Annotated in this window: 23 protein-coding genes; 8 read left to right on the forward strand and 15 right to left on the reverse strand. The window is 72.0% G+C overall.

Going from position 1 to position 21,889, the window contains the following annotated elements:
- Positions 1 to 501: 501 nt before the first annotated feature.
- Positions 502 to 1,653 carry an ATP-binding protein gene (locus ADK60_RS13530; RefSeq protein ID WP_053645923.1) on the forward strand — a complete coding sequence of 384 codons (1,152 nt, stop codon included), beginning with the start codon at positions 502 to 504 and terminating at the stop codon, positions 1,651 to 1,653.
- Between the two features lie 302 nt (positions 1,654 to 1,955).
- Here ADK60_RS13530 and ADK60_RS13535 read toward each other — a convergent pair whose 3' ends face one another.
- From ADK60_RS13535 to ADK60_RS41800, 9 genes are all read right to left on the reverse strand, one after another.
- Entirely contained in the window at positions 1,956 to 3,353 is a 1,398-nt protein-coding gene (locus tag ADK60_RS13535; RefSeq protein ID WP_199839661.1) for an alpha/beta fold hydrolase, read from the reverse strand.
- Positions 3,354 to 3,674: 321 nt separating this feature from the next.
- Complete coding sequence (locus ADK60_RS13540) at positions 3,675 to 4,241, reverse strand: YdeI/OmpD-associated family protein (RefSeq protein WP_234371072.1); 567 nt, start codon at positions 4,239 to 4,241, stop codon at positions 3,675 to 3,677.
- A 53-nt stretch (positions 4,242 to 4,294) separates the two neighbouring features.
- A complete protein-coding gene (locus ADK60_RS13545; protein WP_159400421.1) occupies positions 4,295 to 5,050 on the reverse strand; it encodes a DUF4344 domain-containing metallopeptidase in 756 nt (251 codons plus the stop codon).
- Positions 5,051 to 5,481: 431 nt separating this feature from the next.
- Complete coding sequence (locus tag ADK60_RS13550) at positions 5,482 to 5,922, reverse strand: DUF4240 domain-containing protein (protein ID WP_053645930.1); 441 nt, start codon at positions 5,920 to 5,922, stop codon at positions 5,482 to 5,484.
- A 102-nt stretch (positions 5,923 to 6,024) separates the two neighbouring features.
- Positions 6,025 to 6,501, reverse strand: coding sequence for a GNAT family N-acetyltransferase (locus tag ADK60_RS13555; RefSeq protein ID WP_053645932.1), 477 nt, complete (start codon positions 6,499 to 6,501; stop codon positions 6,025 to 6,027).
- 126 nt (positions 6,502 to 6,627) lie between these two features.
- The gene (locus ADK60_RS13560; RefSeq protein ID WP_053645934.1) at positions 6,628 to 7,113 is read right to left on the reverse strand and encodes an NUDIX domain-containing protein; all 486 of its coding nucleotides are present in this window, start codon (positions 7,111 to 7,113) and stop codon (positions 6,628 to 6,630) included.
- A 229-nt stretch (positions 7,114 to 7,342) separates the two neighbouring features.
- Entirely contained in the window at positions 7,343 to 7,834 is a 492-nt protein-coding gene (locus ADK60_RS13565) for an NUDIX hydrolase (RefSeq protein WP_234371067.1), read from the reverse strand.
- Positions 7,831 to 9,207, reverse strand: a complete 1,377-nt coding sequence (locus ADK60_RS13570; protein ID WP_053645936.1) for an NUDIX hydrolase — start codon at positions 9,205 to 9,207, stop codon at positions 7,831 to 7,833. The genes ADK60_RS13565 and ADK60_RS13570 overlap by 4 nt, the downstream gene beginning before the upstream one ends.
- A gap of 529 nt (positions 9,208 to 9,736) precedes the next feature.
- Positions 9,737 to 9,943, reverse strand: a complete 207-nt coding sequence (locus tag ADK60_RS41800) for an alpha/beta hydrolase fold domain-containing protein (RefSeq protein ID WP_502687421.1) — start codon at positions 9,941 to 9,943, stop codon at positions 9,737 to 9,739.
- A gap of 304 nt (positions 9,944 to 10,247) precedes the next feature.
- Here ADK60_RS41800 and ADK60_RS13575 point away from each other — a divergent pair, with 304 nt between their 5' ends.
- The 3 genes from ADK60_RS13575 (at position 10,248) to ADK60_RS13585 (ending at position 12,065) form a co-directional block, all read left to right on the forward strand.
- Positions 10,248 to 11,141 (forward strand): carbon-nitrogen hydrolase family protein, encoded by an 894-nt coding sequence (locus tag ADK60_RS13575; protein WP_234371068.1) that lies wholly within the window; start codon positions 10,248 to 10,250, stop codon positions 11,139 to 11,141.
- A 199-nt stretch (positions 11,142 to 11,340) separates the two neighbouring features.
- Positions 11,341 to 11,664, forward strand: coding sequence for a trypsin-like serine protease (locus tag ADK60_RS48085; RefSeq protein WP_353651746.1), 324 nt, complete (start codon positions 11,341 to 11,343; stop codon positions 11,662 to 11,664).
- On the forward strand, positions 11,661 to 12,065 hold the full coding sequence (locus ADK60_RS13585) for an FAD-dependent oxidoreductase (protein ID WP_234371069.1): 405 nt from the start codon (positions 11,661 to 11,663) through the stop codon (positions 12,063 to 12,065). Before ADK60_RS48085 ends, ADK60_RS13585 begins: the two co-directional genes overlap by 4 nt.
- 45 nt (positions 12,066 to 12,110) lie before the next feature.
- Here ADK60_RS13585 and ADK60_RS13590 read toward each other — a convergent pair whose 3' ends face one another.
- A complete protein-coding gene (locus tag ADK60_RS13590; RefSeq protein WP_053645943.1) occupies positions 12,111 to 12,836 on the reverse strand; it encodes a carbonic anhydrase in 726 nt (241 codons plus the stop codon).
- Between the two features lie 541 nt (positions 12,837 to 13,377).
- Between ADK60_RS13590 and ADK60_RS13595 the strand changes: the two genes are divergently transcribed.
- Both ADK60_RS13595 and ADK60_RS13600 read left to right on the forward strand, forming a co-directional pair.
- Positions 13,378 to 14,259 (forward strand): LysR family transcriptional regulator, encoded by an 882-nt coding sequence (locus ADK60_RS13595; RefSeq protein ID WP_045939503.1) that lies wholly within the window; start codon positions 13,378 to 13,380, stop codon positions 14,257 to 14,259.
- A 419-nt stretch (positions 14,260 to 14,678) separates the two neighbouring features.
- Positions 14,679 to 15,548, forward strand: coding sequence for a haloalkane dehalogenase (locus ADK60_RS13600; protein WP_053645945.1), 870 nt, complete (start codon positions 14,679 to 14,681; stop codon positions 15,546 to 15,548).
- Between the two features lie 27 nt (positions 15,549 to 15,575).
- Here the strand turns inward: ADK60_RS13600 and ADK60_RS13605 are convergent, their stop codons facing one another.
- Together ADK60_RS13605 and ADK60_RS13610 are read right to left on the reverse strand one after the other, a co-directional pair.
- Positions 15,576 to 17,099 carry a DPP IV N-terminal domain-containing protein gene (locus ADK60_RS13605; RefSeq protein WP_107094600.1) on the reverse strand — a complete coding sequence of 508 codons (1,524 nt, stop codon included), beginning with the start codon at positions 17,097 to 17,099 and terminating at the stop codon, positions 15,576 to 15,578.
- A gap of 47 nt (positions 17,100 to 17,146) precedes the next feature.
- Positions 17,147 to 17,812 carry a DUF4097 family beta strand repeat-containing protein gene (locus ADK60_RS13610; protein WP_045939501.1) on the reverse strand — a complete coding sequence of 222 codons (666 nt, stop codon included), beginning with the start codon at positions 17,810 to 17,812 and terminating at the stop codon, positions 17,147 to 17,149.
- A 223-nt stretch (positions 17,813 to 18,035) separates the two neighbouring features.
- Here ADK60_RS13610 and ADK60_RS13615 point away from each other — a divergent pair, with 223 nt between their 5' ends.
- Complete coding sequence (locus tag ADK60_RS13615) at positions 18,036 to 18,767, forward strand: helix-turn-helix domain-containing protein (RefSeq protein WP_053645946.1); 732 nt, start codon at positions 18,036 to 18,038, stop codon at positions 18,765 to 18,767.
- A gap of 75 nt (positions 18,768 to 18,842) precedes the next feature.
- On the opposite strand, the gene ADK60_RS13620 is transcribed toward ADK60_RS13615, so the two are convergent.
- Positions 18,843 to 19,220 (reverse strand): VOC family protein, encoded by a 378-nt coding sequence (locus tag ADK60_RS13620; protein ID WP_053646026.1) that lies wholly within the window; start codon positions 19,218 to 19,220, stop codon positions 18,843 to 18,845.
- 282 nt (positions 19,221 to 19,502) lie between these two features.
- On the reverse strand, positions 19,503 to 19,670 hold the full coding sequence (locus tag ADK60_RS44750; protein ID WP_159400423.1) for a hypothetical protein: 168 nt from the start codon (positions 19,668 to 19,670) through the stop codon (positions 19,503 to 19,505).
- A 378-nt stretch (positions 19,671 to 20,048) separates the two neighbouring features.
- Between ADK60_RS44750 and ADK60_RS13625 the strand changes: the two genes are divergently transcribed.
- On the forward strand, positions 20,049 to 20,891 hold the full coding sequence (locus ADK60_RS13625) for a class I SAM-dependent methyltransferase (protein ID WP_234371070.1): 843 nt from the start codon (positions 20,049 to 20,051) through the stop codon (positions 20,889 to 20,891).
- A 425-nt stretch (positions 20,892 to 21,316) separates the two neighbouring features.
- Here the strand turns inward: ADK60_RS13625 and ADK60_RS13630 are convergent, their stop codons facing one another.
- Positions 21,317 to 21,679, reverse strand: coding sequence for a GvpU-like protein (locus ADK60_RS13630; protein WP_053645947.1), 363 nt, complete (start codon positions 21,677 to 21,679; stop codon positions 21,317 to 21,319).
- Between the last annotated feature and the right edge of the window lie 210 nt (positions 21,680 to 21,889).

Consider the following 21,889-nt stretch of genomic DNA (forward strand, 5'->3'; position numbering starts at 1 on the left):
CCGGATCCGCGACTGGCTCCCCGGCCTGTCCGCCTGAACACGCTCGGGGCCGGGCAGGCCAGGAAAGCCCGGCCTGCCCGACCCGCCCGGCCCCGAGGGTGCCGAAGCCGTTCTCCGCCGACCCGACGGCGGCGCGTGTCCTGTCCAACGGAGTCTGGGCGTACCGCATGTCATGGGACCTCAGGTGTCGTCCGGATCAGTCGAACCGTCCGGGTTCGCCACCCTGTGGGCGAACGGGCCGCCCGGCCATCACAGTCGCCCTGGGTCGGCTCGGAAAGTTCTTTGAATTCGTGGCTCCGCGGCCGCCCGGAACGGTGTCTCCAAGGGCTCTCGGCGGGTCGCGGCGGCCCCGTCGCGGCAGCCCGGACCCGTTCCGTCCGACCGCTCCCGGCGACCCGTCAGGCGCCCGTTCCCGGCCTCGCCGCAGCGGCTCTGACCTGGTGTTTTCGTGGAAATCTCCTAGGCTGGCGGAGCTCTGTCGGACACCTTGGAGGGGGCATCATGAGCGAAGAGGTCAAGACGTACGACGCCAGCAGGATCGAGATTCTGGAGGGCCTGGACGCCGTCCGGAAGCGGCCCGGGATGTACATCGGATCGGTCGGTGAACGCGGGCTCCACCGCCTGGTGTTCGAGGTCGCCGAGTCGGCACTGAACGAGGTCCTCGACGGCACCGCCGGCCGGGTCGGGATCACCCTCACCGCCGACGGCGGTGTCCGCGTCGCCGACGACGGCAGGGGCCGGCCGGTCGGGCACGCGGGCCACAGCGACGGCCCCACGCTGGAGGACTGCTTGACGGTCCTCTGCTGCGGGGGACCGCAGGGCGGCCGGCGCTCGCTGTACGGCGGTTTCGCCGGCGTGGGAATGGCCGTCGTCAACTCCCTCTCGAGCCGCCTGACGGCGGAGGTGCGGCGCGACGGTGCCTGCTGGACGCTGGAGTACGAGCGCGGCGTACGGGCCGGGGTGCCCGCCCGCACCGGCCCGGCCGACGACACCGGGACCGTGATCACCTTCTGGCCCGATGCCGAGATCTTCGAGACGGTGACGTTCTCGTTCGACACACTGGCCGATCACCTCAGGGAACTTGCCTTCCTGAACCGTGACTTGGACATCACCCTGACCGACGACCGTGACCCCGGGACGGCCAGGGCCGTCCGTTTCCGCTTCCCGGGCGGGGCAAGGGACTGGATCGCGCAACAGAGCGCCGCGCCCCACTCGGACGTGCTCGGCTTCGAGCGCGAGTACTCCGGGATGGAGGGAATCGTGGAGGTGGCCCTGTGCTGGGGCGACTCCGGCGACGAGCAGGTCACCAGCTACGCCAACAGCTGGCCCACCATCGGCGGTGGCACTCACGAACTGGGCTTCCGCGACGGCCTGGCGGCAGCGCTCACCGCCTTCGCCCGGGAGGAGCAGATACTCGCCCCCTCCGACCCCGACCTCACCCCCACCCGGCTCGGCGCGGGTCTGACGGCCGTCGTGTCGGTGAAGCTCGACCGGCCCGAGTTCGAGGGCGCGACCCGCGACCAGCTGGGCAACGGGCCCGTCCGCGCCTGCGTCGCCGAGGCGGTCCGGGAGCACCTGACGGCCTGGCTCCGGTCCGACCCCGAGCGCGCCAGGGCCGTCCTCGCCCGGATCCCGGCGACCACCCGCGACTGACAGCACCGAAGTTCGAAGCCCGAAGTTTCGAAGCCCGAAGCACCGAAAGCCCAGGCCGGAGCCGCCTCCTGGCCTGGGCTTTCGGTTGGCACGGACGGCATGGTCGCCGTCGTGTGCCGCCAGCGGTCGCCGGGAGGAGAACGGCCCCGTTGAGGGGACCGTTGACCGGGCATGATGTGCGCCGTGCACATCGCCGCGGCAGACATCCGGATCACCCTCCTGTAGCGGCAGCCCGCCCGGCGGACACCGGCCGCGTGAGGCCGGTGTCCGCCGGCCACGCCGTGGTCCGCCGGAGGCTCCCACTACCGCAGTAGGAAGTCGTGGACCGCCTGCCGGCCGGCCGGATTCTCGGCCCGGTTCTGCACCGAGTGCGCCGCGCCCGGGACGATCACGATCTGCGGGTTGTGCGCCAACTCGGCCTGCTCGTAAATCAATTCGTACGGTGTGGAGAGGTCCCGGTCGCCGCCGAGCAGCAGTACCGGTACGTCCGGCAGTCTCTGGTGCTCGGGTGGCATCGGCGGCACCTGTTCACGCGGCCAGTGGAGGCAGACCAGCAGGCTGCCGAGCCCGGTCGCGGTCGCCGGGTCGTAGGGCCAGGTCTGTTCGGCGGTGAGCTGCCTGCGGGTGCGTTCCAAGGCCGCCGCGCGGCCCGCGACGGGGGTGTCGGTGGTGCCCCACGGGAAGCGGGAGTCGGCGCACAGGGTGGCGGAGTGCAGTCCTTGGCTGAGGTCCTCGGCCGGGGCGGCGTTGACCTGCTGGTGGACGAACTCGAAGAATTCCAGGAGCTTTGCGGGCCGTCCGGCGGCGGCCTCGTGCAGGATCTCGGGGACCCCGCCGTAGTCGGGGTCGACGAACTCGTAGCCGGTGAGGGCATCGAGGATCCGCGCCCCGTTGCCGTAGCGCCGGACGGTGGTGGCGAGGTCGGCGGCCGGGTCGGTGGTGCAGCCGGTGCTCCGGCAGGCGGCCCGCAGCACCCGGGCGGTCGCGGGCAGCGCGGCCAGATCGAGAGGGTCGAAGCCCTGCTGCGGCACCACCGAGTCGAGCACCAGCCGCGCCACGCGCGCCGGGTGGGCGAGCGCGTACCGCTCGGCGACGAAGCTGCCGTACGAGACGCCGTCCAGGGTCAGGCGCCGGGCGCCGAGAGCGCGGCGCAGCAGGTCGATGTCGGCGACGGTGTCTGCCGTGCTGTAGTGGCGGGCGTCCGGGCCGAGGGTGGCGGCGCAGTCGGCGATCGACCGTCGGCGGGGCACGGCGAGGTCGGAAGAGCCCATGTCCTCCTGGAGGCCGGGGCACTGGAGGGCGCCCTGGCCGGTGCCGCGCTGGTCGAACATCACCAGGCGGTAGTCCTTGAGGACGGGTTCGAGCCTGCTCGCCATCCGCTCCATGGCCGGGACACCGGGCTGGCCGGGGCCGCCGGTGAGGAACAGCAGGTCGCCCCTGGGCGCGGTGGTGTTGCCGGTGACGGCCACCCGGAGGCCGAGGGTGCCGGGGGTGGCGCCGCTGTGGTCGAACGGGACGGTGAGGGTCCCGCAGATGAACTCGGGAGCCTGCGGGCAGGGCGCCTGCCCGGTGATCCCGCCCCCGCCGCCGGGCACACCGGCCGCGGCGGCGAACCCGGCCGACGGATCGGTCAGGGCGCTCCCGGCGACCACCGCCACGGCGCCCAGCAGGGCGACGACGCGCCCCCGCATGCTCGTCATGCTCGTCCTTCCGATCGTGCCGAGCCCGTGCTGACACGGCGACGGAAGCAGCCTGCCCCCGGAGACACGTCGACGGCCCACGTCCGGCGCGCGACGCGACCGGGAAGCGACCACCAGAACCCGAACGGCCCCGCAGCCCGGGCAGGGAGCGAGCCACGACGCGGGTCCGACCCGTCTGCCGGGGGCGTGGCCAGTTGGCGATCTTCGACCTGCCGACCGACGTACCGACGCGGGTACTGTCCGGGCCTGCAGCAGGACCGGCAGAGCACACCGGAAAGACCGGGCCCGGGCCGGAGTTGCCTCGAGTCGGACTTCCGCGGATCAGCCGCGCAGGGAGGCGATGGCCTTCTCGATGCGCCGCTGGCGTGTCTCCGGCTTCTTCGCGCTCTCGACGGCGCGCACGTGCTCGCGCTTCCGGTTGAACGAGAGGCGGTCGTACGCGGCGCGCGCGGCAGGGTCGTCGTCCAGGGCCTGGGCGAAGTCCGCGGGCTCGACGACGACGCGCGGCTCGGTGTCGAGCTCAAGCTCGACCTCGACCTCCTCGCCGATCTCGACCTCGGCGGCCTGCCGGTTGGCGTTGCTGAGGCCGAGCAGGTGCCGACCGCGCAGGATGGCGATCCGGCTCCGCCAGGAATGCCCGTTGACCGTGATCGTCACCGGCGGCCGCGCACCGCCGCCGAGCGCGGCCACCACCTCGGGCGGGACTTCCAGTCCCCGCATGGGCTCGGGCGGTTCGACGACGGTGTGGAACTTCACGGGCGCTCCTTGATGATCGGTGAGGCCGGTGTCGGCCACGACCACAGCTTCTCGCGCCTGCGGCGGGCCCACATCCGTACCGACCACGGAGACCGCCACCGTGACCACCACCGAGACCACCACGGAGACCACCAAGGAGCCGGCCGTACGTGCGGAGTACGACGGGGGCCGCGGACGAGCGGGTCTCAGGTCTTGAGGTAGGGCTTGAGGGTCGGGCTCCAGGACTTCTCCATCTGCCGGAACTCGCCCGGGCATTCTGCCGCCCGCTCGGGCGGCAGAATGCCCTCGGGGTTGCGCTCGGTCTGGACGGCCGGGGCGTACTGGTCCGGGTCCGAGCCGTAGAGCCAGCAGACCCAGTTGTAGAAGCGCTGGGCGTCCAACGAGTGCTCGTCCGCGTAGGCCTTCAGGGGCTGCTCGCCGTTCGCTGCCGCATTGGTCAGGGCGGCGTAGGCCTTGATAGTGCTCAGCGCGTACGCGACATGGCGCTCGTCACCGGAGGCCAGCAGCAGGGCGGAGAGCTGGTCCGCCGCGTCCTCCTCCTTCCCCACGACCGGCAGGTCGTACAGGTTCACCAACGCGTGGCCGAGCTCGTGGAGGACGGCCTCGTTGGTCACCCCGATGAGGTCCTGGTCGAGCTGCGCCGAGCGTTCCTCGGCGGTGCCCTCGCTCTCCTGCGCGGCGAGCAGGGGGGCGAGCTCCTCGATGTACTCGTAGCAGAAGGTGATGTCCTGGGCCCTCGGGTCCCAGGACGCGTTGGCCTCCCCGCAGCTCGCGGCATGCAGCGGGATGTCCTGGGGCAGGACGATCCGTTCCGAGGCGTAGGCGGCGATGTCCTCCAGGACCGCGTTCTGCATGAGGAAAGCCTGGGCCTTCTGGTCCTCGGGCGTGAGACCCGCCTCGTAGGAGGGAACGAGCACACCCTCCTCGACAGGCTCCGTCACCTGCTCGACAGGTGCGCGCGCCCCGGTCGCGGCCCCGGCCCCGACGGGAGCCCCGAGCAGCCCCACCAACGCGAACGGCACCGCTGCCGCCCACCGTAACCGGCCCCCGCTCCTCCAGCTCACGACGACCACCTCGCCGGCTCGACCACCTGCTCCCTTCAGCATGCGCCCGCCCCCGCACCTCCTGCATCCGCTGCGCCCCGGGCACGCCGACCCACCGTGCGCTCCCGTCCCGCGTACGGGGCGGTGCCGGTGGTTCTGCCCGACGGAAGAACGGATTGAATCCGCAGATGTCGTCCCGGAAACCGAACAGCCTGACCGGACGATCGGCATGTTCGGTCAGCTCGGACATACCCGAAGGCTTTCACGACGATGGTCCTCAGGTCACTCCAGTGACCAGCGCCGTCACAGCCGACCGGGGTCGAAGGTGCTCAGAGCCGAGCCGCCGCGTCGACCCTGCCCGGTTCCGCGTAGAGCTCCGTCAGGCGGGGCAGTCGGCGGCTCAGCTCGTCGCCGTCCTCGAAGTCCCATTCCGGGGCAGATGCACGGACTGCGGGAAGTTCGGTGAGCGCGTCGGGGTCGGTGATGGCGCGGTCGAACGTCCCGCGGCCCTGGGTGATCAGCCAGCCGCGGAAGTAGTCGAATCCGTCGTCGGAGCACCCACCGTTGATCACGTAGGCGGCGCCCCAGAGAGGTGCTCGGTACGAGTCGGCCATCAGGCCCCGGAGGATCTGTTGAGCGGCGACGATCTCCTCGGCCGGGCGGAGCGCGAGCAGGGCGGTCGCCCGCTCGACGACGGCGTCGCCGTTGGCCGGCGCCGGCACCTGCGAGCGGGCTTCCTCGATCAGCTTCCAGAACTGTTGGGTGTCCATGGACGGTGAGCATGGCAGCGGGCTCCGACACAGCGGTTCGGCGGACGGTCGTGGGCGGGCGCAGTGCGGGCAGGCTTTCTTCCACCTCGAGGTCGAAGGTGTTCACCGGGCCCACCCTCCGGGGCCGGGGCGCAAGGTCATGAAGCCGTCGAGGGGCTCGAAGCCGAGGGTGCGGTACAGCCGTGCGCCGGCGGCGGTGGCCCGCAGTTCGACGGATCCGCAGCCGCGGTCCTTGAGGGCTTCGACGAGGGCGGTGGTGACGGCGCGGCCGTGTCCGCGCCGCTGGTGGGCGGGGTCGGTGGCCACGGTGTGGATGCGGCCCCACAGGCCGGTGGGGAACGCGGGGCCGAGGTAGCCGCGGTAGACGATGCCGATGGCGCACGCGGCGAGGCCGTCGGCGGTGGGCACGACGTAGGAGAGCAGGTTCGGGTCGGTGCCCAGGCGCTCGCGCATGTCGTCGCGGAAGGTGGTGCGCCATTCGTCGGTGAGCGGGCCGCCGTCCAGGACGGCGACGCGCAGGCGCAGGAGTTCGTCGGCGTCCTCGGGGACGGCGGGCCGGGTGGCGGTGGTGGGATTCATCGGCTGGTCGTCCCCGAGGTGAAGTGGGTGGTCGGCGGAAGGCGGAGCGGCCTCGGGCTCGGTGACGGGGCGAAATCCGTTGCCCCTGCTTCCGGCGATCCGGGCAGGAGGTGGCGGCCGGGCATCTCAGGCCCCGACCAGGGCGCGCGGGTCCACGGTGCGGTCCCAGCCGTGGGTGGAGAACCCCCGTCGGTCGCCGCCGAGGTAGGCGGTGAGGGCGGCATGCGAGGTGGGGAACATTGGGGTGGGCAGCGTCCGGGCGTCCATCCAGAGGGCGGCGAGGTGTTTGTCCGGCTCGGTGTTCGTCAGTTCGCCGTTCCAGGACGTCGTGGCGAACACGGAGAGCAGGAAGGGGCCCTTGCCGTCCCACCCGGCCCTGACCTGGATGGTGTGGACCAGCCGCAGCTCCTCGGGGGCGACGACCAGGCCCGTCTCCTCGTGCAGCTCGCGCGCGGCGGCTTCGTCCAGCCGCTCGCCCTCCTCGACCTTGCCGCCGGGGATCGTCCAGGCGGGCACCGTGGACCAGGTGTCGTTGGCGTAGTGGATGCAGGCGACCTTACCCGCCTTCTCGTCGTGGACGATGACGCACACGGCCTGACGCAGGGTCTGCATGGGGGGCTCCAACCGGTAGTGGGGAAAGGGGTGTTCACGTGAAAGGGTTCGGGTCGCGCAAGAGGTCGAGTACGGTGCGGGCGTAGCCGAGGAACTCCTCGTCGTGGTGGTGGTCCAGGGCCCGGCGCAGGGCGGCGGGGCAGTCGATCGCGGCCCACGCCCGGCAGGTCGTAGCCCCGGCCGTCGCGCGCAGCAGGCGGTCGACGTCGGCCGGGACCTCGGGGGGCGCTCATCCGGCCCACCCGACGGTGGACAGGGTGCTGCCGCGGGTGATCCCGGCGAGTGCGTGGGCGGTGTAGGGCACGGTGTCGTCCGGCAGTCCGTCCAGCGGCCACCAACGCAGTTCGCCGCACTTGTGCGGCTCCGCGTTCCGGAGCCGGCCGTCGTACCGGGTGGGGCGGAAGAACAACTGGAGGCGGCTTCGGCCGTCGTCGGCGTCGAGGTGGTGCAGGGTGTGGACGAGCAGGAGGTCGTCCTCGGCGATGGTGATGCCGAGTTCCTCCTCCGCCTCGCGCGTCATGGAGCGGGTGACCGGTTCCCCGCGCTCCATGTGCCCGGCCGGGAGGTGCCACAACCCGGCGGCGTAGCGGGTGTTGCGGCGCCGGCCCAGCAGGACGCGGTCGGTCTCGGTCAGGACGAGGTGGACGCCGACGACCAGGGCCGGCGGATCCGTCGCGGATGCCGGGGCTGCGGCGGGGTTGATGTCGTCGCGGGGTTTCACACGGTCCTCCTGGAGGCCTGGTCGGCAGCGGTGGCGAGGAGCGGCAGGTAGTGCCGCAGGTAGGGCGGGGCTCTGAGCAGCGGCACCTCGTCGAGGGGGACCATGCGCACGGCCAGGCCCTCGTCGCCGAGCCGCAGGTCCGTCTCGGGGCCGGTCCGGACGGCGTGCAGGACGCGGGTGAGCGGGAGGCCGAGGTCGTGGTGGGGGTCGGGGAGGGTCCGCAGGCCGGTGATCTCGATGCCGGCCTCCTCGCGGACCTCGCGCACCGCGCTCTCCCGGGCGCTCTCGTCGCCCTCGCGCCAGCCGCCGATCGGCGTCCAGTAACCGGGCCAGGGCATGCCCGGCCGGTCTTCGCGCAGGTGCATCAGCAGCCGACCCGCGGAGTCGGTGACGAAGACCAGGACGCCCTCGAAGTCGTCGCCCTCCGGGGCGGGGCGCTCCAGGTAGAGCGGGACGCCGGAGCGGTGGGCGCGCAGCACCTGCCGGAGCCGGTGGTAGTGGTCCGGCTCCATGAGCGACCGCCAGTCGTGGGCCGTCTCGAACCGGAACTCGGTGTGCTCGGCCGGGTCGAGGCGGATCCTCGCCTGCTGCTCGGGGGTGAGGACGCCGCCGTCGAAGACGTAGCCGCAGAGCGGCACGGGGTACTGCGCACCGGCCTGCTCGTGGATGACGGCGACCAGGCGCCGGCGGGCGATCACCTCGGGGTTCTCGGCGGCGAGATCGAGCCCGGTCTCCTTCTCCGCCTCGATCAGTGCGGTGGCGAACGGTGTCCGGCCGCTTTCGACGTCGCCGCCGGGGAAGTTCCACACGGTCGGGTCGACGGTCGAGCGCAGTCCGAGGATGCGGCCCCGAGGGTCGGTGATCAGGAGGCTGCCGTGGGTTGTGGGCCGGGCGACGGTGGTGAGGCGGGCGTCGACCGGCCGCCAGCCGGGGATGCCCAGACGCCGACCGAGCCACTCGATCACCGTTCGGTGCCCGTCGCTGGTCGGTGGCAGGGCGTCGGCAGTCGTCCACCGGTGGTCGTCGTGGTCAGGGGAGAGGGTGACCGGGGTGCCGTCCGGCACGACGGTGGTGAAGACGAACTGGCGCACGCGCCGGCCGCGCCGGTCGGTGCAGTCCAGGTGCCGTGCGTACTCCAGCGGCAGGCCGGTGAGCCCGGTCTTCTCGGCCAGCTCGCGGGCCGCGCCGGCAGGCACTGCCTCGCCTGCCTCCCGGCCGCCGCCCGGGTACTCCCACAGGCCCGGAAGGACGTCGTGCGGGGCCCGGCGAACCATCAGGATCCGACCCGAGGTGTCGCGGAGCACGACGCCGACGCCGATCCGTTCGATGCCCTCGCTCGCGGCGAGTTCGGTGAGTACCTCGAAGTCGATCAATGCAGGGGCTCCTCGGTGTCGGGGTGATCGGTCGGTCAGGAGACTCGGTGGCGGAGGGCGGTGGGCTTTCCGTGAGGACCTTCAGTAACGGGTGGTGTTCGAGCACACAGCGCCAGGCATCGGCGTCGTGCACGGCAAATGCGCTTTGAGGCAGTGAAGTTGGACGGCTTCCAGTGGTCGGTGCCGCTGATGATGAAGCTGTTCGATTCTGGCGTTCAAGCGGTTTTTCGCCGGGCGAGCCCGGGTCGAACAGGGACTTTTCGATCACCCCCGCGCGTGCCCCAGAGCCCCCTCCGGTCGACCGTGGAGGGCGTCCGACAGGCGCATAGCCCAGTGCACAGGCGGCGACAGCCCGTTCGAGTGCCGCCGCCCCGCCCGGCGCCGAGGCGGCGGCGGGGGCGGCGTGGGGGAGCGGGCCGCGCAGTGCGCAGCCATCGCCGGAATCACCCGTTCGGCTGGTCAACTGATCGGGGAGGTTTCGGGCGACGGGTGCGTCCGGGCCGCGACGCACCCGGTCAGAGGTCAGAGGTCAGAGGTCAGAGGTCAGAGGATCAGTGGCTGCCGGGGGCGTCCCGGCCGCGCACAGGCGCTCGGCGTGGCGACGGCCGTGGTCGGCCAGCGGGTCATGGGTGGGTACCACCACCAGCGCCGGGGCGGGCCCGGTGAGACTGTCGGCGTGCAGCGGGGACAACGCACGGGGATCGGCGTCCGAGGGTCCGTCGAGGCAGCGCGGCAGTGGCCGACCTGCTGTGTCGGAACGCGATGCCTGTCAGTCCGACGTGATGGTTGTCACCAGCCGAACCGAGTCCGTTCGCCGGGCGATGCGGCTCAGCACGCCAACTGTCGTGGCGGCACGGCACCTGTCGTCCGGGGCGGCTTGCACGTACCGGCGGTCGCTTCGGCTGTGCCCTGTCGCGCTGCCCGTAGGTCATGACCGCCTGATGCATCGTCGGACACAAGGCCGCTCGTATCCGGCCAGGGCCGGCCTGGGGCTACCAAGACGATGGTGTTGGAACCGGGTATGCCATACCGTCCACGGCGTGGCGAGGACACTGCGGCTGGCGGTCGCACAGAGCACGGTGCCGGAGGACCCCACTGATCGAGGAGCGCTGCGGGCGGCAGGGCAGGAGATCCGGGACCTGATGGTCGAGGCCGCCGGAGCGGGTGCGCGGCTCGTGCAGTTCCCCGAAGGTGCGGTCACCTATCCGAGCAAGCACGTGATGGCGGCGGGCCCGGCCGGGGACTTGGTACCGGCTGACTGGACCCGTGCCGCGTGGGACGTCCTGCGCGAGGAAGCGGAGTCGATCACCGCGCTGGCGGGGGAGCTCGGTCTGTGGACCGTGTTCGGATCGATCCACCCGCTCACACCGCCGAACCGGCCGCACAACAGCCTCTACATCGTCTCCGACCACGGCCGGCCGGTCGCACGGTACGACAAGCGGTTCCTCTCGCACACCGAGGTCTCCTACCTGTACTCCCCGGGACAACAGCCGCTCGTCGTCGAGGTCGACGGCATCCGGTTCGGCTTCGCGCTGTGCATCGAGGCCAACTTCCCGGAGGTGTTCGCCGAGTACGAGCGCCTGGACGTCGACTGCGTCCTGCTGTCGGTGATGGTCGACGACGCGCCCCGGGCCCGCGTCGCCCAGGCGTACGGGACGCTCCACAACTACTGGCTCGGCTACTCGGTCCCGGCCCAGTTCAGCGCCACTGTGCCGTCCGGGATCGTGGCGCCCGGCGGTCGGTGGCTGGCACGCTGTCCCACAGATGGACTGCCCGCCCTGGCGATCGCGGACATCGATCTCGACTCGCAGGACGACGACATCATCATGGCTCTTCGCTACGCCCGTCCGTGGCGCCGCTCGGCCCGGGGCGGACTCTACGACGAGCGGCTCCCGGTCGGCGACCCCCGCAGCGACACCCGCACAGCGTTCTGAGACCGCCCAGCTGCCTCGTCACAGGCCGGGTCCGCGATCTGCTTCAGACTCTCCAGGAAGTCCTTCTCCTGGGCGTCGATCTCGGCCGCGGTGGCCCTCGAGGGTCGAGGCTCCGGCGCGCCCTGGGCGGATGCCGTGCTCCCGCCGCCGAGGAGGACCGTGGCACCCACTACCGCTGCACTGCCGAACATCTGACGTCATGTCATGGCGCTGCTCATGCGACGATCTTGGTCGATCACCGCCGCCCGGCACCGCATTGGGAGGCCAAGATCCACTCGATCGGACGACGGTGGTCACCGAACCGACGACCACGAAGGGACATGGCCGGAGCAACTGCTTCTGCGACGGGGCCATCATCGACGAGACCGCTGTCGTCACGGCCGCCCACTGTCTGGAGGGCGAGGATCCGCTGAACGTCGCGGTGCCTCCAGGGCCGGCAGCCCTCCGCGCGACGATCACTGCGGAACCCCGCACGCGCAGTCCGCAGGCCGTTGCGTGGAGCCGCGCTCACCGGGGGGGATGAACGGGGCGGGCGGCGCGTGCCCTCGCGCCCCCGGCGATGTTGACGTTGGGTCTGCCCGCCCTCGTCTCGCCGGAGTCCGACGACGCCATGCGCGCTGGGACTCGCTGACCGAGGGCGAGCGGTACGCCTTCGCCCTCGACGACATGGAACAGCTCTTCGGCCCCGTCGTCCGTAGCGAGTACACTGGCGTCGGCGCCACCCAGTCCCGGACCAGGGCCCGTTACGCACTCGGCCAGGCGGCCATGTTCACCCCGGGCCAGCTGCACGACCTGCACCCCGCGACCCGCACCGTCGAAGGCCGGGTCCACTTCGCGGGCGAGCACACCAGCCTCAAACCCGCATGGATCGAAGGCGCACTGGAGTCGGCCGTCCGCGCCTTCCTCGAAGTCGACCCACGCTAGGCTCCTGCCCGCCGTCGTGGTCCTCCCGGGCGGCGGGCCCGCCGGTCAGTCGGAGAAGGCGACCCGGCCGGAGTCCAGGCTGTAGTACGCGCCGACCACCCGGAGCCTTCCGGCCTCGATCAGCGGACGCAGCAGGCGGTCGTGGTGCAGCGCGGCCACCGTCTGCCGGGTCTGGGCGTGGACGGTGGCCTCGACCAGGTCGCCCGGCGCCGCGCCCAGGCGCAGGGCCTCGTCGTAGGGGCGGCGCAGGTCGTGGGCGATGTCGGCCAGGTGACCGGGTGGCCGACGGTGGTCGCGGAAGCACTCGACGGCGGTGGTCACCGCTCCGCAGCGCTGGTGCCCCAGCACCACCAGCAGCGGGGTGGCGAGTTCGGCGGGCCCGTACTCCAGGCTGCCGGCCACCAGCGGATCGTGGGTGTGGCCGGCGGTGCGGACCACCATCAGGTCGCCCAGGCCCTGGTCGAAGACCAGCTCCGGCGGCACCCGGGAGTCGATGCACGAGAACACCACCGCGAACGGTTCCTGGCCCGCCGCCAACTCGAAGCGGCGGGCGGCACCCGTGTCCGGATGGGAGGCCCGGTCGCCGCACCATCTTTCGTTGCCCGCCCGCAGCCTGGCCAACGCCAGCGCGGGTGTGCCTGCCGGCGCGGGCTCGACCGCGGCCGCCGTGACCTGGGCCGCCGTGACCTGGGCCGCCGTGGCCGGGGCCGGCACTGTGAGCGCGGCCGCGGTGAACACACCCGCCCGCAGTGCGGCACGCCGATCCATCATCCGTCCCACTTCCCTTGCAAAACGGCATATGTGACGGCGAATCACCATACTCCCGATTCTCCCGGACGCTGACCGGCACCGAACCCGGGGGAGGGGCCGCCGCCGGGGCTGCGACACGGGTGCGGGCGCACGGCGAGCGGACGGACAGCGGACCCGAGGGGCACGACGGACGGCCGCCACAGCCGTGCGCAAGGCGTCGGTCACCGTGGCCGGACCGCCCGATCGGTGCTGACACGTCGGCCACCGCGCGCCTCCTGCCCGGTCCCACGCCGGGGCGCGTCCTGCCGGTCGCACGACCCGCCCCGTCGGGACCCGTGGGTCGGGTGGCGGCGTAGCGGTCGCGCAGGGTGCCGGGCTGGAAGGCGAAGGGACGGTCGTTCACGCGGGGCGCCCGATTCCTCTCCCCACCCCTCTGAAGTGCCGGTTCACCGCCGAGGGCGGCCCGCCGAAGATCGTTCCGGCGTTGCGGCCGAGGGCGCCGGCGTGCCACTCTTGCTCGCGCTCGTCGGGGTCGAGTGGCTGGTCAACGGGGCGGGAAGTCATGGAACTGCGGGACATCGAGATATTTCTGACGCTGGCCGAGGAACTGCACTTCGGCCGGACCGCCCAACGGCTCTACGTGTCGACCGCGCGGGTCAGCCAGGCCATCAAGCAGCAGGAACGCAGCATCGGCGCCGAGTTGTTCCAGCGCGACAGCCGCAACGTGCGGCTGACGCCCGCCGGCGAACAGCTGCGGAAGGACCTGGTGCCGATCTACCGGGGCCTGAAGGAGAGCCTGGAGCGGGCCCGGCTGGCCGCCCAGGGCAAGACCGACTCGCTGCGCATCGGCATGATCCCCGCCAACGCCCACGAGCTGCGCCACTACTGGGAGACCTTCCGCACCCGCCACCCCCAGTGGGGGCTCAAGCTGCGGCACGCCCCGTTCGTCGAGCCTTTCGCGGGACTGCGCCGCGGGGACATCGACATCCTGGTCTCCTGGCTCCCCGTCCTGGAACCCGACCTGGTCACCGGCCCGAAGATGTTCGCCGAGACCAGAGTGCTGGCGGTGTCCCTCGACCACGAGCTGGCCGGACGCGCCTCGGCAAGCCTGGAGATGCTCGGCGACTTCCGCACCACTTCCAACCAGACCCTCCCCGACTACTGGGCCGACAGCTACACGCCGCCGCACACCCCCAAGGGCCGGGTGATCGAGCGGGGCCCGGAGGTCGACAGCATCGACGACATCTTCACCCTCATCAGCGCCGGCGAGGTCGTGAACACCTTCCCCGTCCACGTGAGCCGCTACTGGGCCCGCCCGGACATCGAGTGGCTGCCCGTCCACGACATGGACGCGCTGGACTACGGGCTGGTGTGGCACGGCGAATCGGAGAACGACCTCATCCGCGCCTTCGCGCAGGTCGTCCGCGACCTCGGCACACTCTGACGCCGGAGGGAAAGCCCGGTACGCCACTGCCCGCGGCGGAGACGTACGGCGAAGAAGTACGGCGGAGACGTACAGGGGAGACGTACGGCGGAGATGTACAGCGGAGAAGTACTTCGAGAATCAACGGCCGAGTCCGCAACCCCGGCCGTGCATTCGCCGGCATTCCCATTGCAACAATTGCACGGCGCTGACCTGGGGAATCGGCCGGTCGTGGCCTCGAATTGATTGACCCGTACCTGGACGAAACATAGCCTTTCTCACGTTGGAATGCCGGGCCGTTCCTCCAGCAACGGGACCTCGCCGATCCGTCGATCCGCCGACCCGCCGACCCGCCGATCCGCTGACCCGCAGAGCCCTGCCGCCCCCGCATTTCCGGCGAACTCCCGCCGACAGTCGCACGCTCGAAAGGCTCCGCCCTCATGCCCGTCCAGCCCGTACTCGACTCCACCATGTTCCACCGGGAGTTCGGCGCCGGTGCGCCGATGGTCTTCCTGCACGGCAACCCCACCTCCTCCCACCTGTGGCGGGACGTCCTCCCCGCCGTCGGCGGACCGGGCCGGCTGCTGGCCCCGGACCTGATCGGCATGGGGGAGTCGGGCAAGCCGGACCTCGCCTACACCTTTGCCGACCACGCCCGTTACCTGGACGCCTGGTTCGACCTGCTCGGCCTGGACGAGGTGGTGCTGGTCGGACACGACTGGGGCGGCGCCCTCGCCTTCGACTGGGCCGCCCGGCATCCCGGACGCGTGCGCGGCATCGCGTTCACCGAGACCATCGTCAAGCCGATGACCTGGGAGGAGTTCCCCGAGGGCGGCCGCCCGCTGTTCGAGGCGATCAAGACGCCCGAGGTCGGCGAGGCCCTGATCCTGGACGACAACGCCTTCATCGAGCAGGCGCTGCCCGGCACCGTCGCCACCCCGCTCGCCCCGGCCGACCTGGACGTCTACCGGGCCCCGTACCCCACCAGGGAGAGCCGCCGCCCGCTGCTGCAGTGGCCGCGCTCGATGCCGCTGGGAGGCGAACCCGCCGATGTCGTCGCCAGGATCGAGGCCTACGACCGGTGGCTGGCGGCCAGCGCGGAGGTGCCCAAGCTGCTCCTCACCTTCGCGGCCGGCCCCGGCGCCATGATGGGCCCGGCGATCGTCGACTGGTGCGCGGAGAACATCGCCGGCCTGGAGATCGAGCACCACGACGCGGTCGCCGGCCACCACACCCCGGAGGACCACCCCCTCGTGATCGGCGCCGCCATCGCCGCCTGGGCCGACCGGCACGAGCTCCGCCGGGGCTGACCGGCCGTCGGTTCAGTGCCGCGGCGCTCAGCCGAACAGCTCGACCAGTACTCGCCCGGTCCAGTCGCGGACGCGGGTCACCGGCGGGGTGTCGACGGTGGACGCGGAGTCGATGAAGTACTCCTGGCCGTCCGCGACGGTGACGGCGTGGTCCAGCTCGTCGTCCGTGAGTTCGGCGAAGCCGAAGCCGGAGCCCGGGCCGAGGCCGGAGCCGGGGCCCAGGCCCGAGCCGAGACCGAAGCCGAAGGCGAGACTGAAGCCGAAGCCGGCCCCGGAGCCGAAGCGGGGGCCGTCCAGCGCGGCCCGGCACACCGTGCGGTGGTGCGGGTCCTCCTCGACCCGTCCGGTAGCGGTGAAGTACACGACCCGCTCGGTCTCGTCGACGCGCAGGATCTGTCGCACCGTCCACGGCCCGGAGGTGACCTGTCCGAGCAGCGCACCGGTGTGCAGGTCGTACCGGTAGAGGTGGCCCCAGCCGTCCCGCTGCGAGCACCAGAGCACCTCGTCGGCGAGCACCCTTACGATCGGCGGCTCGTACAGCCACTGGTTGGGCTCGACCCGGGTGTCGCCGCTCTCGCTGAGCACGGTGGTGACCTCGCCGGTCGCCGGGTCCAGCCGGTGCAGGGAGAGCGTGCGCGGGCCGCGGGGGCGGGCCAGGTAGTACACCGCCGAGCCGTCCTCGGCCCACCACGCCCACTTGGTGGCGATCGGCGACACCTGCGGCATGGGCAGCGGCTCGGTCCGCGCGCGGACCACCGTGCCCGCGACGACGTCCAGCACGACGAGTTCGGCCTGCGGCACGGTCTCGTCCCCGGGGTGGGCGTTCCGCTGGGCGGGTACGGCGGGCGCGCCGCCGTCGGCGGGCCGTGCCGCCACCGGGTGGGTCCGCCGGACGCCGCGCTCGTCCGTCCGGTGCGTCAGCACCCGCGTCGAGTCGGGCGACCAGGCGACCGCGGGCGGCAGGTACGGCAGGCCGATCCTGCGCAGCAGGGTGGTGTCGGCGATGCCGGCCGGGCCGGTGCCGTACTGGTGGTCGGGCGCGCCGTCGGTGGTCAGTGCCCACTCGCGGCCGTCGGACAGTGAGCGCGCCCACAGGTCGTGTCCCCGCCGGGCGACCGTGAGCTTCCCGTCGGGGGACGGCACCTCCAGGGGGCTGCCCGGCGGCGTGGACTCGGCCGGCTCGCAGGTGTAGTCGTCGAGGCGGCAGCGCCAGTACCCGCCGAGGGCGGCGAACTCCACGGCGTTCCCGGTCGGTCGGAAGGCAGTGAGCGGCAGGGCCCCGGGGTCGACCGGCTGCCCGGAGGCGGTGGCCAGTGCGGCGGCGAGCCGGGCGTGGTCGAAGGCCGGCTCACGGGTGCCCGCTGCCGGGTCGACCAGGACGAACCGCCGGCCGCCGCCGCACCGGCCACTGCCGTCGCTCACCGAGTACCAGAACCGTGCGCCGCCGTCGATCCACTGCGGCCTGACCCTGTCACCGACGACGAGTTCGCCGGGGCGGGCGGGGCGGTGGAGGAGCTGCTCCGCGGCCTGGTAGTCCTGGGCGGTGCTCATGGGTGTGGTCCTTACTGGGTGCGCTGTCCGGGTGCGGCGACGGTGCGTCAGAGGCTGCGGGCAGTGATGTCGCCGTGGGCGGTGGTGGCGCGGATGGCCAGGGCGGGGGTGCCGTCGGTGTTGCGGAGGCTGTTGTGGATCCGGCCCGACGTGGTGCCGGCGTCCAGGGCGGCGGAGACTCCGCGGGCGGCGCCGACGGTCAGGTCGCCGGACACGGTGCGCAGCGTCACCACGCCGTGCACGGCTTCGGTGATGCGGATGTCGCCCTTCTCGGTGCTGATCTCGCCGGGGCCGCCGAGGCGGCCGACCGTGATGTCCCCGGCGAGGAGGGCGAGGCGGGCGCTCGCGGTCTCGTCGAGCTCGACGGTGCCGTTCGAGCTTTCGAAGGTGACGTCGCCGAGCCGTCCGTCGCCGAGGAGTTCGGCGCTGGCCGCCTTTGCCCGGAGGTGCGAGCCGGCGGGCAGTCCGACCGTCACCTCGACCGACCCGACGGAGCCGAGGACCCGGTTCGCCTGCGGCGCTTCGATCCGCAGGACGCCGTCGGCGTAGGTGATCCCGGTCTGCTCCGCCGCCTTGACGTCGCGGCTCTTCGAGGCGTCCAGGGGCAGGACCTCGACCGTGGTGTCGGAGCGGTCGGTGGCGGTGAACCGGAGCCGCCCGGCGGGGACGTCGAGGACGACGGAGACCGGGGCGGGGGTGTCGAACTTCTGCATGGTGCTCTCCTGTGGTTTCGTGTTTCTGACTACGGAAACGCTACGTTGCCTTCGTGAATCATGCAATCTGCCAGCTGCTTACTGTCTGCATCTGTGCAGGTGAAAGCGCATTTATCGTTGCAACAAGTATGCATCTAATGCAACGAGAGTGTCGCCGATCGTTGCACTGGATGGGCGGTGGGCGCTACTTTCGACCCCTCGGGGAACGTGAAGGGGGACGGCGATGCCGGGAAGCAGACTCACTCAGCAGGAACGGCGACGGATCGCGCTGGGGCTGGCCGACGGCCTCGCCTACGCGGAGATCGCCAGGCGTCTCGACCGTCCGACCTCGACCGTCACCCGTGAGGTGATGCGCAACGGAGGCCCCACCGGCTACCGCGCCGACCTGGCCCACAGCGCCACCGAACGCCGGGCCCGCCGCCGCGGCCGGGTCACCCCCCGAAGGCCGCAGCCGCGCCCGCCCGCCCGCGGACGCGACCCCGAAGCCGTACGGGCGTACGAGGAGACGCTCGCCGGCGTCCTCGTGGCCTCGGGCCTGCCCGCGATGATGGCCCGCGTCCTGGCCTGCCTCACCCTCGCCGAGTCCGGCAGCCTCACCGCGGCCGAACTCGCCCGGCACCTCCAGGTCAGCCCGGCATCCGTCTCCAAAGCGGTCGCATTCCTCGACGGCCAGGGCCTCGTCCGCAGGGATCGCGGCGAACGCCGCCGCGAGCGCTACACCGTCGACGACGACGTCTGGTATCGGACGATGATGGCGGCCGCCCGCTCCACCGCCCACCTCGTCGAGACCGCGCGCCAAGGCATCGGCGTCCTCGGTTCCCACAGCCCCGCCGCCGCGCGCCTGGAGAACATCGTCCGCGTCCTCGACTTCGTCTCCGAGAGCCTCAGCCGCACCGCGACGCAGGCCCGTGAGATGCTCGCCGCGAGCTCCGGGGCGACCTCGGACGGCACGTGATGACGATCCCGGCGGCGGGGCGGGGCGGGTGTCGGGTCAGCTGTCGGGTCAGGTATCGGGTCGGCCGGCGGCAGGTCAGGTGCCGGCGGGGGGAATCCACTCCGTCAGCTGGACCACGATGCCGTTGGGATCGGTGAGTTCCAGCAACTGCTCACCCCACGGCTCGCGGTGCAGCGGGACGGTGATGTTGGCGCCCTCCCGCCGCAGCCGTTCGTGCTCGGCGGCGAGGCCGGTCACGGCGAACGACACCAGCACCCCGACCGGCCCCGGCCCGGGCGGCAGTTCGAGGTCTCGCTGCCGTAACAGCACATCCGGGGCGCCGTCGTCCCGGCCGAGAAGCACCGACTCCCCGTCCGCCAGCAGCTCCCGATAGCCGAGGTGCGTGGTGAAGAACCGGCTGGAGGCACCCGGATCGATGACGCTCAGCGTCACGGTGGAAGCGACGACATTCATCGTGAGCGGCACCCCCCGAGAGTGGGAACGGGCATGTCTGCATGGCTCCTTCGCCTGTCTGTCCTGCGAACGGATCAAGCATCCCGTCATGCCAACGGGAGGAACAACGGCCGAGACCGCAACGGTCGTTAACCCAGCAGTTGACGAACCCGCGCCCGGGCACAGCCCGGCGTCCGTACAGCCCGGGCCGGGTGCGTCGACGCTGCCGAACCGGGCATGTGACGCAGCGGCCGGGGGAGGGCGGGGCGCCAGGAGGCGGCCCCGCCCTCCCCCGGCGGCGGGCTACATCTGGCCCTGGTCCATCATGGTGCCGCTGCGCGTCTGCGCCTGCGGTCCGGAGTCCTGGCCGTCCGCGTTCTCGGCGGGGTCCTCGCTGCTGGCCTGCGGGTCTGCGACCCTGCGGACGACCAGTTCGGGCTGCTCGTCGGCGTACTCGTCGGTCTCGGGCACGGGGCTGTCCTCTCTCGGGGGTGTCAGGGGCACCTGGACCAACGAGCGGCGCACTGCGAGATCACGGCCTGCGGGTCGGCGGCCGACTGATGACGGCCTCGGTCCAGGAGCGGGCGCGGTGGGGTCGCGCTCCCGGAGGGCCGGACCGCCTGCGCCGGGTCGGCACAGTGCTCCACCGTCCCGGTCGGTGCGATCGGTTCCGCACGCCCGATGACCGGTCCCGGCGTCGGCCGCACCTTCTCCCGGCACTGGTCGGGAACGGGTCCCGACCAGTGCCGCGTCGGAGAACGTCCGCCCTGCCGCGTTGTCGGGCAGAGCCGTCTCCGGGCGGCACCGCGGCGCGGCAGGGCAGAGGTGTCCGGGCACGGCACTACCGTCATGAGGGTGACGGGAATCAATGCCGACCAGCGGTGGTCCGAGTCGATGCCGGCGGCCTATGAGCAGTACCTTGTGCCGGTGGTCTTCCGGCCTTTCGCCGAAGAGCTGACCGCGAGGGCGGCGGCACTCCGTCCTCGGCGGATCCTCGAACTGGCCGCGGGGACCGGCGTGTTGACATCGAGCTTGCTCGTCGCGGCACCCTCGGCCGAAGTGACGGCCACCGACCTGAACGAGGCCATGGTCGCTTTCGGGTCGGCCCGGGCGCCGGGAGCGGTGTGGCGGCAGGCCGACGCGCAGCGGCTGCCGTTCCCGAACGGAGGCTTCGACCTGGTGGTCTGCCAGTTCGGCGTGATGTTCTTTCCCGACCGGGTAGCGGCCTTCACGGAGGTTCGGCGGGTGCTGGCCCCGGGCGGCCGGTTCCTGTTCAACACCTGGGGCCCACTCGGGACGCACGCCTTCGAAGTCGCGCTGCAGGCAGGGCTGGAGCGGGCTCTTCCGGTCGACCCACCGCGATTCTTCGCTACGGTTCCGCACGGCTACGCCGACCCCGCTGTCGTGGTCGCCGATCTGGCGGCTGCCGGTTTCACCGTCGAGGAGGAGCAGGAGCTGACGCTTCAGGGCCGGGCCGCGTCGACCGCCGACCTTGCCACCGGCTACCTCACCGGGACACCAGTGCGCGCGGCCGTCGAGGAGCGCGGCGACGGACCGGCTGTCCGGGCAACCGTCATCGAGGAGATGACGGCCCGCTTGGGCCCGGGGCCGGTCACCGCCCCGATGACGGCGTACGTCTTCCGCTGTTCCAGGGGGCGGTCAGGCACCGGCCGTTCTTGTTGCGGATCGTGAAGCAGCCGCCGCTCGCCTTGACCGTACGGGGGCGACCGCAACCGGGTGGTCGCAGTCGTGGGCGACCTGGTCGGGGGTCCTGGCCGCCGGTTCCTGCGTGGTCCCCGCCAAGGCGGCCGCCTTGGCGGGGACCACCACCTCCGCTGCGCTGAGCAACGAGGCGCCCAGTACGACAGCCGTGAGAACGGCTGCGATCCGGGCCGGTACTGCCTTCCTGGGTGTCCGTATCACTTGATCAACAGAGCCAAGGGAAGTGAACACCGCAAGACCGAGGACTTCCGGACTTCAATGCGTTGTCTACGGAATCCTTTCGGAATCCCTTGGCCGGGTCAGGACGGACAGCGGGCGGGGGCTTGGTGCTCCTTGATCGACTCGGCCTGTTCGACGCCCGGATCCGCCAAGATCGGTAGGACCTCGGCCGGCTGTCAGCTGTCGGAGTAGCTGAGGTCGCCGATGGTCCAGCTGCTGATGTCTTCGATAGCGATGCGGTACATGCCTCCGGTGTGAGGGAGTCCGAAGTCGCCCTGGAGGATCTTCGCCCGGTGGAGGTGGAGGTGGGTGGGCCGCGCGGGCGGGGCGTCGGAGGGAGGGGCGAAGAGGACGGCGAACGGCTTCAGATGTTCCGAGGCGTGGAGGACCTCCGCCACCCGCTCCAGCCACAGGGCCACCGGCGCGAGCCTGCCGGTGATCACCGCTCCGGGGACCACCACGGTCAGGGACATCTGGTTGCTGTGCTCGGACTCGACCATCGCGGCGATGTCGACGAGCAGCCTGTCAGTGTTCGACATGACCCCCAGAATAGGACACGGCCGCCGCGGCGCCCACGCGCCCGGGGACATTGGCCATGCCGGACCGGGGCCTGCCGCCCGCTTCACGGCCGACACCCCGGGAACCGGCTGTGGCGAGGACACCGGCGAACGACGGCTTGCAGGTAGGCCGGGCGCCTCCCGGGCGCGGGTCGGCCGGGTCGTCGTACGGACGGTGAACAGTGGCTGATG

The sequence above is a fragment of the Streptomyces sp. XY431 genome (genome assembly GCF_001279805.1).
Taxonomy (GTDB): Bacteria; Actinomycetota; Actinomycetes; order Streptomycetales; family Streptomycetaceae; genus Kitasatospora; species Kitasatospora purpeofusca.